A 17,375-nucleotide genomic window follows, 5' to 3' on the forward strand; every position below is an offset into this window, starting at 1 on the left:
TAAATAATAACGTAGTAACTAAAAGGAGAGTAGAGTTATGACAATTCAAGGGAAATGGGCGCTTGTCACGGGAGCTTCTTCCGGTATTGGAGAGCAATTCGCTAGACAACTGGCCAAACAAGGCAGCCACTTGGTACTCGTGGCTCGATCAACGAGTAAGCTTGAGAGTCTGGCAGATGAGCTTAGAAAGATGTATGGCATCAAAGCCGAGGTTATCTCGATGGATCTTGCGAAAGAGGGCGCACCCAGCGAGTTATATCGTCAATGTGAACTTTTGAAAGTGGATATCGAACTGCTAATCAATAATGCTGGCTTTGCTACACATGGTTTGTTCGAGCAAGTGTCAGGTGAGCGTCAACATGAAGAAGTTATGCTGAATGTCGCTACTGTTGTAGATATGACGCACTTGTTCTTGCCAAACATGTTGCGCAAAAACTCAGGAGCAGTTATTAATGTGGCTTCAACCGCCGGATTTCAACCGCTTCCCTTTATGGCCGTATATGGGGCGACGAAAGCTTTCGTCCTGTCGTTTACGCAAGCGTTATGGTGGGAAAATCGCGACCGCGGTATCAAATTCTTCGCACTTTGTCCCGGTTCGACGGACACCAGCTTCTTTAATGTTGTAGGAACGGAAGAAGCCTCTGTCGGAAAGAAAGATACGCCGGAAAGAGTCGTAGAGGTTGCACTTCGTGCGTTGAAGGAAGGGAAAATATACGTCGTTCCGGGTGTGCAGAATTATATCGGGGCGCAGTTATCGCGATTCATAACACGCAAGCAAGGTCTTCGACTTGTTGGAGGCATGCTTCGTCCACGCGGAGGATCCGGCAATACTAATAATTATAAGAATACAGGTAATCAATCTGATCTTGCAGGGAGGACAATTCGATGAAAGCTATACAAATGACAAACGGCGTCGGCTTTGAGGAATTAAACTTAACGGAACTCGACATACCAACGCCAGGCCCCCGTGAGGTGCTGATCCGCATGAAGGCAGCTTCTCTCAATTACCGGGATCTAGTGATCCTCAGCGGATTAATGCCGATTGAAATCAAATTCCCCTTCATTCCATTATCAGACGGAGCGGGAGAAATTGTAGCCGTTGGCCAAGGAGTAACAAGGTTTCAGGTCGGACACCGAGTAGCGGGTAATTTGCAACAGCGATTTACTGCCGGCAACCCAAGACCGGGGGTATTAGAAGACAGTCTGGGAGGTCCGCTGAACGGAGTAGCGGCGGAGTACGTCGTTCTACATGAAGACGGAATCGTCCATATTCCCGATCACCTCTCTTATGAGGAGGCTGCCACCTTGCCGATCGCGGCATTAACCGCATGGAGCATGCTAATCGAATACGGTGGTTTGCAAGCGGGGGATACCGTGCTGCTGCAAGGAACAGGCGGGGTTTCTATCTTCGGGCTTCAATTCGCTCTTATGGCTGGAGCACGAGCGATCATCACATCGAGCAGCAACGACAAGCTGGAACGAGCAAAAGCTCTCGGTGCATGGCAAACGATCAATTATTCGGAAGTTCCCGATTGGGATAAAGCAGTGTTAGAACTGACTGGCGGCGTCGATCATGTTCTAGATGTTGGAGGAGCGGCAACGATGGCCAAATCCATAAATGCGCTTCGCATTGGAGGGACCTTGAGTATGGTCGGGTTCTTATCGGGCTTGACCATTCCGGAATATGATGTCACGGGCATCTTGCAGAAAGCCGCAACGGTTCGCGGCAGTCAAGTCGGCAACCGGGATCACTTTGAAAAGATGAATCGAGCGATTGCCCATCATCGTTTACATCCCGTCGTCGACCGTGTATTCCCTCTGGATCGAATTGGCGAAGCATTCGCGCTCTTGGCTGAAGGAAAGCAATATTTCGGAAAAATCGTAGTCCAAATTTAATTCTCGCTTAAAAGACATAGGAGGCACTCTAATGCCAAATACACAAGTTCATTCCGTTAAATCTCCTGAAGGCGTGAATCGCCCTAAACGCTCACCACGTAAAGTGCGCAGATTGGGGCTATCGCTGTTTGCAGTGCTCCTTCTTGGAGTCATTATTTTCTTGCTTATTCCTTCACCGATCGAACCGGCAAAATGGTCCGCGCCGACGGCCCCCTCTTTTGAGGAAGCGGGCCCTTGGAAACAGAACAACAAACTCAGCTCTGCTCAGCTTGTTACTGATGCCCCTAAATCCCCGGAATTCATTACCTTCGATAAGGAAGGCCAGCTATACACAGGAGATTCAGACGGGAAAATTTACAAGGTTGCTTTCGATGCAGAGGGCAATCCACAAAAGGCCCAAGTGTTTGCAGACACCAAAGGAACGCCTAATGGGCTTATATTCGATGCCAATGGCAATTTGATCGTTACTGATGTCAAGAAGGGACTGCTATCTATAAACCCATCGGGGAGCATAGAGGTATTGGCCAATCAAGTAGACGGCAAGCCGATCTATTTAGCTAACGAGCTTGATATTGCCAAGGATGGTTCGATTTATTTTTCCGACACCTCGAACTATGGCCGTGTGACTTTCAGAGAAATTGCCGAGAACAAACCGCATGGACGTTTGCTGAAGTACGATCCATTGACCAAACAGACGACAGTTCTGCTAGAAGGCCTCTATTTTGCGAACGGGGTTGCCTTGTCTGCGGATGAAGATTTTGTGCTTGTGGCAGAATCATATCATTATCAGTTGACCAGATACTGGCTCAAGGGTTCCAAGAAGGGGACATCTGATATTTTCGCAGACAATCTCGCAGGCTTTCCCGACAATATTACACGTGATGACCAAGGTCATTTCTGGGTCGGGATCTTCACGACTCGTATTTCTTTCGTAGATCAGATGCATCGTAGCCCATGGTTGGCCGGTATTATGGCCAAATTACCGGAGTCGCTGCTAAGCGGTGCAAGCGCACCGGCGAAGCATGGGCTTGCTGTGGAGCTCAATCCGCAAGGGCAGCTTATTGAAAGTTGGCACGATCCGGAAGGCTCACTGTATGGTGTAACTACGGCTGCGAGCGATAACGGATATTTATATATAGGAACAGCACCTGGAGGTAGTCGAGGTGTTCATCGCGTGCTTCTAACCAAATGACTAATGGCCAAGAGCATATAACAAAGGAAGTCAACAAGTGGTACAGTCCGTATCCCAATGGAATACCAAAAACGGTAGAAGAATTCTTTCTACCGTTTTTTATATGATCCTTTATATTTTTGATATTTGATCAAATATCAAAAATGACGTTTACATGCTTAGCTCAGATATGACATTATACCAAATATCAAATGAATACATTTAAGAGGAGAAAAAATGATGAATATAACGCCAGAATCAGCATTAAATGAAACAACTTATTCACGGGTTCGCGATAAATTGCGCCAAGATATTTTATCAGGTGAATTTAAACCTGGCGTAAGCTTGCGGATCGTCGATTTATCCAATCGTTACGGCGTTAGTCAGATGCTGATTCGGGAAGCTTGCAAAAAATCCAAGGAGGTTGAATGGACTTGGTTAAAAAGAAAATAATTAAGTAAATTGTAAGCGAATTCACGGCGTTGAGCCTGGTGTTGCCTATTACAACTTTTTCCACTGATTTTCGAAATATTGCCCATACCAGCATAAATGCTGCGACACCAGCAAGAGGAAAACTATACTACGATGATGTGAAAGCGGAAGCGTAGAACCAATCGCTGGGACCGGTTGTTTTTACGTTGAAAAGCAATAAATTTGCTAGCTGGTGGAATCTGGGGGATTGGCGGCGCTTACAATTCTGACAATAAATTGGTAGCACAAGTACCTGTATCGAGACAGGCTGGAGCTGGACGCCTCCAGAGCCGGGGTATTACGAAATTTCTTTTGCGTATCAACAGAACGGTTCTACGGAATTAACTGATCTGCCCGTCAAATATACGTATTCACAGACGGATCTTACTACGTTTTCACGTGAGCGATATTACCTTCGAATTCGTCGATGAAGCAGGAAATCATGGAACGGCAACGGCAACTGTGAACAATATTGAGCAAAAAGTAAAGCTAAACCGGGTACAGTGGTACTATCCGATGACAATGGGTACGATACAGCTCTACAAAACGGTAAGTACAATGTTACGATGAACATGTGGTACGGAGAAAACGGTAGAATTTATAAGCTTTACGAGAATGATGTTTTAATCGATACGAAAATCCTTACTGACAATTCACCAAACGCACAAACGGTAGTAAGCGCAGTTTACGGCAAAAAGAATGGGACCTATCGTTACTTTGCGGAGCTTACTAATGCATTCGGCACAACGACGAGCAGTACGCACGTTGTAACAGTCACGAAAGCAGCGCCGGATAAACCAGTTCTATCCAACGATAACTATGCGGGAGCCACATCTAGCGATAAGATGATTGTAAATGTAATGAAGTAAGCTTGGTATAGGAAAACTAATAAAACGGAGATCGCGTAGCATACGCGGCTCCGTTTTTTTGACCACATAAGAATTTATAAGTTTCCGATAAACGGAAGAACAAATTCTTATTGGCGATAAAAACAACCTTGAGAACGCGGTCGCTCATCCTCGAAGGACTTCGATAGAAGTTTTTCTCATGAATTCAGTCTTTTTGTTTATGTGGCACTAATAAGAATCCGGGTAATCAATCTGATCTTACATTAAATATAACCTTGTATTAACATTAAACAGCACCTAGTTATAAAAGTAATCTGTGAGTTATAATACTACCTATATAAATCATTATGGCAACCGTTCAGTGGACGGTTGCCATTGCACATTGTTTTCGAAGGGGAGAGAGGAATGACAGTAAACAAAAGGCAGTTATTTTTCTCGCTTCGACTCAAGTTTTTACTTGTATTTACGTTGTTTATTGTGATTCCTATTTTATTAATGTTGTATCTTTACTTCGTTCAATCTGACAAAATATTTATGAGACAAATGACAGACACACAAACTCAGGTTCTAAAGCGGGTTACGGATCGAGCCGACGATATGCTGAATCGGACGTTAAATGTTTCGAATTTGCTCATGAACGACTATGATGTTTTGCAATTGCTAAGAAGTTCGGGGCAGTCGGATTTAGATGATTATCCAACCTTCCAGAGGGTAATTGGTCTACAGAGCAAGATGGACAACCTGATCTCCTATATTTTGGACAACCATGCTATTGTTGCGGTTTATGGATTTAATGGCAGTATCTATGCGACCAATCAAGACGAAGAGATTCTTAAAGTGATGCCGGATTATGTGAAACAAGCCAAAGAAAAAAATGGTGCTCCTGCTTGGGATGTGAACCCTTCTTTGAAAGTGAAAGGCCTTGAAGGGAACCAAGAAGGGGGTTTTATTACCATGACCCGGTTAATTAAGGGAGAGACGACAAAGGGGTACGGTTTAGTCTTTATCGCATTCCCAATCAAGGAAATGTTTCTGGTTTCCAATGGCTTAGAGGAGGATTCCCCTGCCCAATTCCTGATATCCGATAAAAACCGTCTGCTTTGGGGACAGGATGAATTGTGGAACAAGACTGAATCGGGAGAGGAACGATCCACATTTGCACAAACGTTAAAAGCAACCGGTTGGCAATTGCGATGGATCCCCATGCAAGAACAATGGATGCAGCAGTTGAAAAACGTACGTTCCACAACGACATGGAGTGTCATCGTTTTATTCGCATTCTTTCTTCTCATCTATGTCTTCTTTACCTTACGTTTGATGAAGCCAATTCGTTCACTCGTACAGGCAATGGGTAAAGCATCATCCGGAAATTTCGAAAAACCTGCGTTGGCGGGAGGAAACGATGAAATTGGGCTGCTGAGCCATCACTTCAACCGTATGCTGTCAAGCTTGAAGGAGATGGTTAAGACTCTTCGAGAAGAGCAGCAGCTTAAAGAGGAAGCAAGATTTCATGCTCTCCAGGCTCAAATTTCACCCCATTTCTTGTTTAATGCACTCAATTCGATTAAGTGGCTGGCTTTATTCTCGGGTGCAAAAAACGTTGGGGATATGATTACTTCCTTAGGTATTATGCTCAGCTACAGTATGAAGCAGGAGAGCGAAGTTGTCACACTGCGAGATGAGCTTGATTTTATAGAGCACTATTTTTCACTGCAAAAAATTCGGTTTAACGATAATATAGATTTGTTTATTCAGGTCGATGAAAGTTTGTTGTCTGCGCGCATGCTTAAATTCACCCTTCAACCTATTGTGGAAAACAGCATTATCCATGGGAACCGTATGCCTTTAATCATCCTTATTGGGGCTTATCAGGAAGACGGTTTATTGTTTGTCACGATTTCAGATAATGGTCAAGGGCTGTCTGAGAGAAAGCTTGCAGACGATGCTCTTGAGAAATCCGATCCCATCAGGCAAGGGAAATATAGTGGAATCGGACTTGAAAATGTTCAAAGTCGAATTCGCATGCATTTCGGGGAACCTCATGGGCTATTTATGCACAATGGCATGGATGCCGGCGTGGAGACGGTTATCAAGCTGCCTTGGAACAGGATGGAGGATCCAGCATGACCAAGCTTTTATTAGTGGAAGATGAATTTCTGGTGAGGCTAGGACTCAAGACGTTTATTCCTTGGGAGGAATTCGGTTTTGAATTGATCGGTGAGGCAGTGGATGGAGTAGATGCGCTTGCCATTCTTGCTGAAAAGCCATGTGATCTCTTGATTACGGACATTTCCATGCCGAACATGGATGGAATCTCGCTAATGGAACGGGTGAAGGAACTATATCCGCACATCAAAACTTTAATTTTATCCAATTATAATGATTTCGGGTATGTAAGGCGGGCCTTACAACTTGGCGCTTCCGACTATATATTGAAGCTGACCATGAGACCGGAAGATCTTCAATCCAAGCTGCAGCAAATGCAAGCGGAAATCGAGAACGAGCGTAAAAAGCAGGAGGAAACATTACAACTGAATCGGACTGCGTTCCAATACCATCAAGAAATAACGATTGAAAAGCAATTGCGTGATCTCATGACCATGCAATACTCGAAGCGGGAAGCGGATGAACTCTCAGAGGAATATGCGGATCTGCTTCCGTCATTTCCATGGACGGTTTCTGTGATGAGAATCGACCGATACGAGTCTGTTGTAGATGAGAATCGCTTTCAGAGTGAAAAGTTGCTGCGCTTTTCCGTGATGAATGTTCTTCGGGAAATCATGCGCAAATATAAAGCAGGACACATTGTGGAAATGGATGGAGGGCGGTTTGGTATGATATCCGGCATGGGGTCCGAGCCGATGCTTGAGGAGATGACGGAATGTATACAACGTTATCTCAAATTGCCTGTCTATTTCGGTACGTATTCCCCTGTTGAACGAGCATATGATCTGCTTGAAGCGTGTAGATTTGCTGAAGAAGCGCTTTTGGAGAGATTTTACAATGACTCGAATCGTGTTATTCGCCATAGAGAACGAATGTTCGTGAATCATGCTTTGCCCATTTCGTCACAGGATGAATGGCTCGATTTGATGGCTCGGCAAGACAAAGAAGCGCTTCAGAATGCAGTAAGGAATATGGCTGATGCCTATTTAGAAAACGGTGTACCCAGACCTTATCCAGATCTAGCAAGAGAACGTTGGCTGCATATTGTGCATCAATTCGAGGTGTTCCTTCAACATAAAGGTGGGGACCTTTACTCGATTGAGCCCTACGAAGGGAAGTATCCTCATCATGTCGTGAGGACATCTGAGTCCATACAAGAAATAAGCGAGTGGTTGATTGGTTGGATTTCCGTCTTCTTCGAGCATTTGCGCGCAAGCACGGTTCATCAGCCTCGACCCGAAATTAGAGCTGTTCAAAGAATGATCGAAGAAAAGTACAGCACTTCCTTTAAAATGTCCGACTTGGCCAAAGAAGTTAATTTTACGGAACCGTATTTAAGCTCCTTATTCAAGAAAGAAACGGGCGAAACGATGATCGATTACATGATCCGTATACGAATGAAGAAAGCCAGGGAACTGCTCAAGGATCCCAATGTTAAAATTTATGAAGTTGCGGACGCGATCGGCTATTCGGACCCTAATTATTTCGCTAAGTTGTTTAAAAAAATTGAAGGCATATACCCGCAAGAATATCGTAAGCGCTATATTCACTAAAAGTGGATAAAACAAGACAGGTAAGATCTTAAATGAGTTCATTACGCAGGAATAGTCACTTTGCTATGCTAATGATGTTCCAAACGGATGATAACAAGTAAGAGAGGGGTTTTACCTGTATGAAGAAATCGATTTATTCCGCACTATCACTCACAATGGCATTTAGTTTGATGCTTTCCGGCTGTGCAAAAGGCGACAACCAAACAAGCTCATCTCCCACTGCAGCGACTACTGCCAGCTCCGCAGTTCCGAAGAAAGCCGTCAAACTTAAGATGTGGGGCGGCATTCCTGAAGAGAACGGACCCAAGGATGTGGTCACGAAATGGAACAGCACACATCCTGATATCCAAGTGGAATATACACGTTACGTGAACGACGATAGTGGCAACACAAAGCTCGATACGGCTCTTATCAGCAACACCGATGCTCCGGACATTTTCTTCAGTTATGGAGAAACGAATTACAATCGCCGTGCGAACGCGGGGGTCACCTTTCCGTTGGATGATTTGATTAGCAAATATAAGCTTAATGTGGATGATATCATCGGCAAAGATAATGTCGTCCCGTATAAAGGGAAAACGCACTATTTACCGGCTATGAAGCTATTATCTTCCGTTATGATTAATCAAACGGCCTTGGAGAAAGCGGGAGAGAAGATTCCGGCTCAAGGATGGACATGGGATGACTACATGGCGCTTGCCGAGAAGCTGCATACACCTGACCAGAAGGGCAGCTTTATCAAGGTTCCAGATGATAATATGGTGCGTTTTGCCATTCTTGAGAATAAGCCGGTAGATTCTTATTATACTGCGGATGGATTGTCCACCTTCGACAGTCCTGCCGTCAAGAAGGGCTTGGAATATCAAAAAGCGCTGCAGGACAAAGGATTATCGGTCAAGTGGCCGGAAATAATCGCCAACAAACTGCTTCCTCCAAATGAGCTTCTGACCGGTAAAGCGGCGATGATCTTCGGAGGGACACATCTGCTAAGGAATGTGAAAGATACGAAAAGCTTCCCGCATGAGTTCAAAACCATTTTTGCACCGGTACCTCAGTTAGAGAAAGGCGGCAAAGTGAATACGGCAGGCTTCAACGACTTTATGTCGATAAACAATACGTCCACGAACAAAGACGAAGCCTTTCAATTTATCTCGTGGTACCTAACCGAAGGGAATCTTCTCATGATTCCGGGTGGACGTTTGCCATCTTCCAAGAAAATCGATGTGGATAAAGTGGCTGAGCTTATGGTCGGAGATGCAGCAAACTTGATTAATGTGGATTCTCTGAAGTCTCTAATCAAGGGCGATTATACGTTCCCGGTTCAAACGATTTCCACCGCTTTACCGGAAATGACCAAAATTATTAATGAAGAAACAGAGAAATATGTCATGGGTGTGCAGCCCTTGGACAAAGCCATTCAGAATATGAAGACAAGAGCGGATCAAGCGATTAAGGCTGAAAAAAAATAACGGTTGTTTTATAAAAGGGACCTGACGGGCTTCGAATTGAAGTCTGCCGGGTTCTTTTTATATTTTTTTAATTTGTTTACCTACATCTTAAAATCAACGCTGTAACAACCTAAATCACGCCATTCCACTCTGATTCGCTACTGTTTATGATACGGGTATGGGTTGAATATAGCTAAATGAGGTGGCATCATGCGACGAGTGTCCAAACATAACATGAAGGAACAATTGGCGGGTTATTTGTTTATTTTGCCGAACTTTCTCGGCGTTTTTTTCTTCGTCATTCTACCTCTGCTTTTCAGTTTTATGCTGATATTTGCAGATTGGGATTACTTAAAGGGCTTTGCTGGGCTGAGTTTCGCTGGACTAGGGAATCTTGAAAAATTAGTGAATGACGTTTACCTATGGCATGCACTCAAGAACAATTTTATTTTGACAGGCGTAACGGTGCCCAGTGCAATGGCGATAGGTTTGGTTGTAGCTGTGCTGCTCAATCGACATGTTTATGCCAAAGGTTTATTGCGAACTTTGTTTTTCCTGCCCTATGTCAGCAGTTTGGTGGCTGTTTCTGTGGTATGGAGCGTGCTTTACAATGCCCAAGATGGCCCGATCAACGCCTTCCTAAGATCGCTGGGGGTTGCCAATCCTCCCGAGTGGTTGGGGAGCACAGCGTGGGCATTGCCGGCTATCATCATTATGGTCGTGTGGACTTACATTGGATATACGATGGTGCTGTATATGGCGGGACTACAAGGAATCCCCAAAGATTTATATGAAGCGGCTTCAATTGACGGAGCCACAGGATTGAGACAGTTTTTCAAAATCACGGTTCCTATGTTGAAGCCTACGACCTTTTTGATTGCTATTACACTGATTATTTCCACCTTCCAGGTTTTTGCGGTTGTGAATGTGATGACACAAGGCGGACCGGTCAACTCTACGATGGTTATTGCTTATCATATTTATCTCACTGCCTTCCAGAATTATAAAATGGGTTATGCGGCAGCAATGTCATGGGTTTTGTTCATCATCATCTTTTCGATTACTTTGATTCAATGGCGCAGTCAGAAGAAGTGGCAGCAGCACTTTTAATGGAGGAGTGTTCGTAGTGGTATCTTTGCGAAAATTAAGCGTAACGCTTGTGATGTTGGTTTTGGGTGTATTGGTCTTGATCCCGTTTATCTGGATGATTTCTTCGTCTTTCAAAATCCAAGCTGATTTATTCAAATACCCGATCAATTGGATTCCGCAAAATCCGATTCTCTCGAATTATGAAGAGGTTTGGGGTGGCAAATATAAATTTGCTTTGTTTTATTGGAACTCGGCCAAAATCACTTTCTTTACGGTTGTTGGCTCCATTATCACCAGCTCGTTGGCTGGGTTCGCGTTCGCTAAATTGAACTTTAAGGGAAGAGATCTAATCTTCCTGATGTACTTGGCCACGATGATCATACCTGCTCAGGTACTGCTTGTCCCTAGGTTTATCCTGTTCGATCGCGTTGGCTTGGTGAATACCCATTGGGCCGTCATTTTACCGGGAATTTTCACTGTATTCGGAACGTTCTTGATGCGGCAATTTTTCAGTACAATTCCGAATGAGCTGCTTGAAGCGGCAAAAGCGGATGGAGCGGGATTCTTCCGGATCTATTGGCAAATTTGCTTGCCATTAACGAAGCCTGCCATCGTGACACTTCTCATACTGACCTTTACATGGCACTGGAATGAATATGAGAATCCGTTGATCTTCCTGCGTTCGAGTGAATTGTTCACACTACCGATAGGTCTTTCCAGTTTTGTAGATGAGTACGGTGCAAATTATTCGCTGATTATGGCTGCTTCGGTATCGGCGCTGCTTCCTCTCATTATCGTCGTAGCCATCTTCCAAAGATTCTTTGTTGAAGGCATTGCCAGCAGCGGCCTGAAAGGGTAACAGCAGCGAAATTTAATAAAGGAGTGATATCTGTGAATGAGTTTACAAACGATTTTGATATTGTGATTGTTGGGGCAGGCGTAGGTGGCATTTGTGCAGCTTTAGCTGCTTCTAGATTAAACAGTAAAGTGCTGCTTATTGAAAAAATGAGTGAGATTGGCGGAACAGGCGTCCATGCCGCTATAGCTTTAGTATGTAAGTTTCGTGATCATGATGGAAGATGTGTGAACACGGGGATTCATAAGGAATTATTCCCGCAGGCCTACCAGAATACTGGCTTGACCTTTGACGAGGAAACAGTATCCAGCTATGACGAACAGGAATTAAAAGAGACCTATCATCGATTAATTCAAAAGGAGAAAAATCTGACCGTATGGACGGACTGCGAAGTGGACGCTGTACAGGTGGAAGATGGGAATATTCGTTCAGTTACGATCACTGGATCTAAGCAAACGCGTATATTTGGTCGCGTGTTCCTGGACGGGACGGCTGATGGGAATTTATCTGCATTGGCAGGAGCTGAGTTTCAAAAGGGGCGAGATAAAGATGGAAAGATGCAGATGGCGACGGTTACTTTCAAGCTGACTGGATTCGACCCCTCGCTGTTCAAAGTAAAGGATGTCACAAGCTGGGGCTGCTTTTTTTGGCTGGAAGAGACGCTCAAGCCCTATTATATTGCGATGAAACAGAGAAAGAACAGCACGAATATGCGTCAGGGCGTATTAGCATTTCCTTATCCAGATGGGAAAGCATTCCTGTTTAATTCGACTGCGATAAGCGATGTTGATCCCACCATACCAGGATCAGTTGAACGTGCGTTTGAAATCGGCAAAGTTCAAGTGTATGAATTAGTTGAAGCGATCAGGGAGCACCCTGCATTTCGAGATGCGAAGATTGAGACTATTTTTACGAAGCTAGGGGTACGTGAAGGCCGCAGAGTTATCGGCGACTATATGTTAACCGGAGAAGACTGTCTGCAAGTACGCAAGTTTGATGATATGGTGGCTGCTTGTGCTTATGATGTGGATGTCCATGATCCGGATGGGAATAAAAATCACCAGGAGTATATGACGATTTTGCCAAGCCCGGGGTATTATCATATTCCTTATCGCAGCCTCATCGCCAAAGGATTTAACAATCTGCTGTTAAGCTCACGCTGCATTAGTGGTACTTTTGAGGCCCACGCTTCTTACCGTGTCATGTCAGGAATTAGCGCTATTGGCGAAGCAGCAGGCACTGCAGCAGCCTTAACCGTCAAATCTGGCTTCAGCGATGTTCGTATGATTTCTGCCGAAGAGATACGTTATATCCTGCAAACGCGAGGCCAATTCGTAGAAGGTCCTGTTAAGGAAACACATGTGTTGAACCAGTAATGAAAAAAGGTATATACGTGGCGCTAAATGAGGAAGGAGGTGACTTTATAGACGAGGTGTCGAGTGTTTTTTGAAAATGATTTACATTTGAAGGGAGATGTTAGGCAATGAAAAGAGTGATAAGTCGTCTAAGTTCTGCATTTGTGGTGTTTGCTCTACTAGCAACGTATGGGTTCACCTTGATCTCAGGAAACCAAGTGGCTTATGCTGCAGCATTAACCATCGAGCAGAACACAGTAGGTAACATTTTCTATGAAAATGACACCAAGAGCTTCAAAATCAATACGGATGGGGACTCGATTGATTGGGTTTATTCCGATTATTGGAATAACACCGTACAGTCTGGAAGCCAAGCGGTAAGCGATGGAACGACCTTGCTAACCGTTAATCCTGGGAAAAAGGGATGGTTCAACTTAGTTATTACAGCCAAGCAAAACGGGAACGTTATTGCCTCCAAAGATACATCCTTTGCGGTCGTTTCCAGTTTCGATCTGAGCCAAGTGGCGGATTCACATTTTTCTGTACAAACGCATGCTGCTCGAACCGATCTTATTGCTCAAGATTCTGCTGCGCTGATACCGATTGCCAAAAAAATGGGAGTTAAGTATGTCAGGGATGCCTTGCGCTGGGGGGACATCGAGGATACGACGAAGGGGGTTTATAGCTTCAAATCCTTCCATGACGACTTCATGTCGCGTGTGGCGGCGAACGATCTCAAGCCCTATATGACTCTGGCGTTATATAATAATTTATACGATGAGGGAAATGCGCCGACGAGTCCGGAGGCAAGGGCGGCATTTGCTGAATACGGCAAGCAAGTATTGAGCAGATATCCCCAGATCGGACAGGTGGAGATTTGGAATGAACCGGACATTCCTTCGTTTGGGAAGGGACTTAGCACTGAGGCAGAGAAAGCGGATTTTTACTTCAATTTGTTAAAAACCTCCTACGAACAAATTCATCCCCTTTTTCCGAATGTGAAAATAACAGGATTTGTCTTTGGTGAACTGGGTTCAGACGCATTTTTGGAAGCGCTTTATCAAAAGGGCGCGCTGAATTATATGGATGAATATTCGTTTCATTCGTATACGAGGAATCCTGAGGATTTTGTTAAAGATATCAACAGGCATAAAAATATAATGAAAACCTATAACAACAATCAAACCATACCAATCAATCTTTCGGAGACAGGATTCAGCAACTTTAATTTCAATGAGCATGTCCAAGCCAACTATGTGACTCGAAGAATTGTCACTGCTTTGGCTAATGGGATCCAAAAAATCAATATCTATAATTTGCAAAATAAATCTACAGTTCCGAATGAATTCGAGGGAACGTTCGGTTTGATTCGCAATCCTGACGATGCCAAAGGTGCTTATGTTCCTAAGCCGGCATACGCTGCTTATGCGACAATGACCCGTGAATTAACGGGAGCGGATTTCCAAACCACGGAGGATGTTTTCCCCGGAATTTATATTCATAAGTTTTTAAAAGCAGCGGAAGATATCCGAGTTATGTACGCTCCTGCGGGAGCCGACCTCAAGCTGTATACTCACAGCAGCCTCGATGTCACGGACATCATGGGAAATACGTTAACATATTCACCAACGAATGGTTACGTGCGGCTGCGGCTCGATGAGAACCCGATTTATGTAAAGGGTGGGTTGGAGGCTCCTTATATTGAAGAGATACCGCCGACCATTACCAATCCGATCACCCTATATAGTGGTTACAGTATGGGGGGCTATACGGAAGTCAATGGACCGCTTGGAACGGCTACTAATAAATGGGTAACGTCATCCGTGCTCAAAGGCTACAGCGGCGGTATTTCGCGAGCGATTACGAACCCAACAGGTGCAACGGCCAAATGGACACCGAATGTTTCCGCGTCCGGATGGTATCGGGTTTCAGCGTATCTTCCTGGAACGCCCGCCACTCCGGTGAATACCACCAAGATGGCTGCTTATTCGATCTATATCAACGGAGTCAAACAGGAAACGAAAGTTGTTGATCAATTCTCTCTACAGGGATCATGGCAGGTATTGGGTACCTATGAGTTTCCAAGGGGAACAAGCAGCAATATCCTGCTCGAAGACACAAGCCTAGCTCATGATCGACCTCTTAGGGCAGATGTCATCAAGTTAGAGTCAATCCCTCCGACCGGGATTGCTCTGGATACCGATTCCTTAGATTTACGGGTTGGAGATAAGCATACCTTCACGGCTGTGTTTACACCTGCTGAGGCCACTGACCAGACGTTGGTTTGGAGCAGTTCGAACAGCCAAGTCGTGACTGTTGATGCCGAGGGGCATGCGAATGCGACAGGAGTTGGAGAAGCGGTGATTCGTGTCACGAATCCGTTAACTTCCCTCTATGCAGAGGCGAGGGTCCGAGTAACGTTGCCTGCCATTCAGCAGGTTACGATCTATAACAGTTATGGTACAAACGGGGGTTACACGGAAATCAATGGGCCGCTAGGAACCGCTACGAATAAGTGGGTGACTTCTACGGTTCTCCAAGGTTATAACGGCGGCATCTCGCGAGCAATTACGAATCCAACGGGCGCATCGGCCAGATGGACGCCGACAATCACCCAGCCCGGACGATATAGGGTATCGGTTTATTTACCAGGAACGCCTGCGACTCCGGTGTATACGACGAAAGCTGCCGAATACTCGATTTATACGGATGGCGTAAAGAGCGATTCTAAGATCGTCGATCAATCTACTCTGCAAGGCTCATGGCAGGTACTGGGCATCTATGATTTGCCGCGAGGAAGTGCGAGCTACATCACGGTCGAGGATGCGAATTCAGCTCATGACAGACCGCTTCGTGCGGACGTGGCCAAGTTCGAGTTTATCCCCCCTACGGGCATCAGCTTGAATACCCAGGCGCTTGATTTGCAAATAGGAGATACGCATCTATTTACGGCGGGGATAACGCCGAGCGAAGCAACGGATCAAAATCTGCTTTGGAGCAGCACGAACACCGATGTGGCAGCCATTGATGCCCAAGGACAGCTGCATGCTCTGACTGTTGGCAGTGCCGTGATCCGTGTCACGAATCCATTGACGTCCCTTTATGCCGAGGCTGAAGTGAAAGTGACGTCGAATGATAAGACAGCTCCAATGACCACAGATGATGCTCCGACAAGTTGGGTAAACCATGATGTAACCGTAAGCTTTAACGCAAGTGATAGTGAATCAGGGATCGCAGCTATAAACTACACCGTAGATGGCGGTCCGCAACAAACCGGTACTACGGTTACATTGACAGTGGATGGTATTCATAGACTTGTTTATTGGAGTGTTGACAATGCGGGGAATATCGAAGCCTATCACACGATAATCATTATGATCGATAAAGCACCTCCGGCAGAAGCAACCTTATCGGCAGAGGTGATGTCACCAACCAACACCGATGTCATCGTAACGATCAGTTATCCGGCTGATGCAGTGGCAAATGAATACAAAATAGGAACAAACGGCACATGGACAATGTACACAGACCCTGTCGTTGTTTCCGCAAATAACACGGTGTACGCAAGAGGAAGCGATGCCGCAGGCAACGTATCCAATGTAACTCATTATGTAGTCAGTAATATCGATCATGCATCACCAACTGCAACAGTGGCCTATAGCGTGGTAAACGCACAAAGTGTGATTGCCACAATCACACCGAGCGAAGCGGTAACGATTACGAATAATGGGGGTTCAAACAGCTATACGTTCATCTTTAACGGGAGCTTTACCTTCGAATTCGTCGATGAAGCAGGAAATCATGGAACGGCAACGGCAACAGTTAGCAATATTGCAGCAAAAAGTAAAGCTAAACCGGGTACAGTGGTACTATCCGATGACAATGGGTATGATACCGGACTTCTGGACGGTACATACAATGTTACGATGAACATGCGGTATGGAGGAAATGGTAGAATTTACAATCTTTACGAGAATGATGTTTTAATCGATACGAAAATCCTTACTGACAATTCACCAAATGCACAAACGGTAGTAACCGCAGTTTACGGCAAAAAGAATGGGACCTATCGTTACTTTGCGGAGCTTACTAATGCATTCGGCACAACGACGAGCAGTACGCACATTGTAACAGTCACGAAAGCAGCGCCGGACAAACCAGTTCTGTCGGGCGATAACTGGGATGGTGATGGAAATTTCAAAGTCAGCATGAATATGTGGTGGGGAACCAATGGCGGGACGTACAATTTATATGAGAACGGTATTCTCATCTATACAGAAGCACTGACCAATCATACGCCGAATGCCCAATCATCAGTAATGAGCGTGACAAATAGAGCAATTGGCACCTATCAATATCGCGGTGAGCTCGTCAACTATGCCGGAGCCACATCCAGTGATACGATGATTGTAAAAGTAACGAAGTAAGCTTGGTATAGAAACCTAAGAGCTGAGTGGATGAGAACGATCCATTCGGCTCTTTTATTTCTTTGGCAAGAAAATATTGACAATCAGCACGCGGG

The 17,375-nt window shown here is 45.0% G+C and carries 12 protein-coding genes; all 12 read left to right on the forward strand.

All coding sequences use genetic code 11. From position 1 onward, the window contains the following. The first annotated feature begins 37 nt into the window (after positions 1-37). The 12 genes from ASL11_RS01185 to ASL11_RS01240 all read left to right on the forward strand — a co-directional run bounded on the left by ASL11_RS01185 (position 38) and on the right by ASL11_RS01240 (position 17,280). Positions 38-889 (forward strand): SDR family NAD(P)-dependent oxidoreductase, encoded by an 852-nt coding sequence (locus ASL11_RS01185; protein ID WP_056608786.1) that lies wholly within the window; start codon positions 38-40, stop codon positions 887-889. After that, on the forward strand, positions 886-1,896 hold the full coding sequence (locus ASL11_RS01190; RefSeq protein WP_056608789.1) for a zinc-dependent alcohol dehydrogenase family protein: 1,011 nt from the start codon (positions 886-888) through the stop codon (positions 1,894-1,896). Before ASL11_RS01185 ends, ASL11_RS01190 begins: the two co-directional genes overlap by 4 nt. Positions 1,897-1,927: 31 nt before the next feature. Beyond that, positions 1,928-3,088 (forward strand): SMP-30/gluconolactonase/LRE family protein, encoded by a 1,161-nt coding sequence (locus ASL11_RS01195; protein WP_056608793.1) that lies wholly within the window; start codon positions 1,928-1,930, stop codon positions 3,086-3,088. Positions 3,089-3,304: 216 nt separating this feature from the next. After that, entirely contained in the window at positions 3,305-3,520 is a 216-nt protein-coding gene (locus tag ASL11_RS01200; RefSeq protein WP_082595190.1) for a GntR family transcriptional regulator, read from the forward strand. A gap of 521 nt (positions 3,521-4,041) precedes the next feature. Then, positions 4,042-4,407: a hypothetical protein gene (locus ASL11_RS01205; RefSeq protein ID WP_056608800.1), complete on the forward strand. Its 366-nt coding sequence runs from the start codon at positions 4,042-4,044 to the stop codon at positions 4,405-4,407. Positions 4,408-4,791: 384 nt separating this feature from the next. Further along, a complete protein-coding gene (locus tag ASL11_RS01210) occupies positions 4,792-6,513 on the forward strand; it encodes a histidine kinase (protein WP_056608802.1) in 1,722 nt (573 codons plus the stop codon). After that, entirely contained in the window at positions 6,510-8,105 is a 1,596-nt protein-coding gene (locus ASL11_RS01215; protein ID WP_056608804.1) for a response regulator, read from the forward strand. Before ASL11_RS01210 ends, ASL11_RS01215 begins: the two co-directional genes overlap by 4 nt. A gap of 119 nt (positions 8,106-8,224) precedes the next feature. Further along, positions 8,225-9,574, forward strand: coding sequence for an ABC transporter substrate-binding protein (locus ASL11_RS01220; RefSeq protein ID WP_056608809.1), 1,350 nt, complete (start codon positions 8,225-8,227; stop codon positions 9,572-9,574). A 198-nt stretch (positions 9,575-9,772) separates the two neighbouring features. Next, entirely contained in the window at positions 9,773-10,663 is an 891-nt protein-coding gene (locus tag ASL11_RS01225; protein ID WP_442953007.1) for a carbohydrate ABC transporter permease, read from the forward strand. Between the two features lie 16 nt (positions 10,664-10,679). Next, on the forward strand, positions 10,680-11,501 hold the full coding sequence (locus ASL11_RS01230) for a carbohydrate ABC transporter permease (protein ID WP_235550334.1): 822 nt from the start codon (positions 10,680-10,682) through the stop codon (positions 11,499-11,501). Between the two features lie 32 nt (positions 11,502-11,533). Further along, positions 11,534-12,874 carry an FAD-dependent oxidoreductase gene (locus ASL11_RS01235; protein ID WP_056608815.1) on the forward strand — a complete coding sequence of 447 codons (1,341 nt, stop codon included), beginning with the start codon at positions 11,534-11,536 and terminating at the stop codon, positions 12,872-12,874. A gap of 107 nt (positions 12,875-12,981) precedes the next feature. Beyond that, complete coding sequence (locus ASL11_RS01240; RefSeq protein WP_056608818.1) at positions 12,982-17,280, forward strand: golvesin C-terminal-like domain-containing protein; 4,299 nt, start codon at positions 12,982-12,984, stop codon at positions 17,278-17,280. The last annotated feature ends 95 nt before the right edge of the window (positions 17,281-17,375 follow it).

Source organism: Paenibacillus sp. Soil750, assembly GCF_001428045.1.
GTDB classification, from domain to species: Bacteria; Bacillota; Bacilli; order Paenibacillales; family NBRC-103111; genus Paenibacillus_E; species Paenibacillus_E allorhizoplanae.

Coding starts and splice junctions, on each gene's coding strand:
- ASL11_RS01240 (WP_056608818.1), top strand. CDS start 12,982: ATGAAAAGAGTGATAAGTCGTCTAAGTTCTGCATTTGTGGTGTTTGCT.
- ASL11_RS01200 (WP_082595190.1), top strand. CDS start 3,305: ATGATGAATATAACGCCAGAATCAGCATTAAATGAAACAACTTATTCA.
- ASL11_RS01215 (WP_056608804.1), top strand. CDS start 6,510: ATGACCAAGCTTTTATTAGTGGAAGATGAATTTCTGGTGAGGCTAGGA.
- ASL11_RS01220 (WP_056608809.1), top strand. CDS start 8,225: ATGAAGAAATCGATTTATTCCGCACTATCACTCACAATGGCATTTAGT.
- ASL11_RS01210 (WP_056608802.1), top strand. CDS start 4,792: ATGACAGTAAACAAAAGGCAGTTATTTTTCTCGCTTCGACTCAAGTTT.
- ASL11_RS01195 (WP_056608793.1), top strand. CDS start 1,928: ATGCCAAATACACAAGTTCATTCCGTTAAATCTCCTGAAGGCGTGAAT.
- ASL11_RS01190 (WP_056608789.1), top strand. CDS start 886: ATGAAAGCTATACAAATGACAAACGGCGTCGGCTTTGAGGAATTAAAC.
- ASL11_RS01185 (WP_056608786.1), top strand. CDS start 38: ATGACAATTCAAGGGAAATGGGCGCTTGTCACGGGAGCTTCTTCCGGT.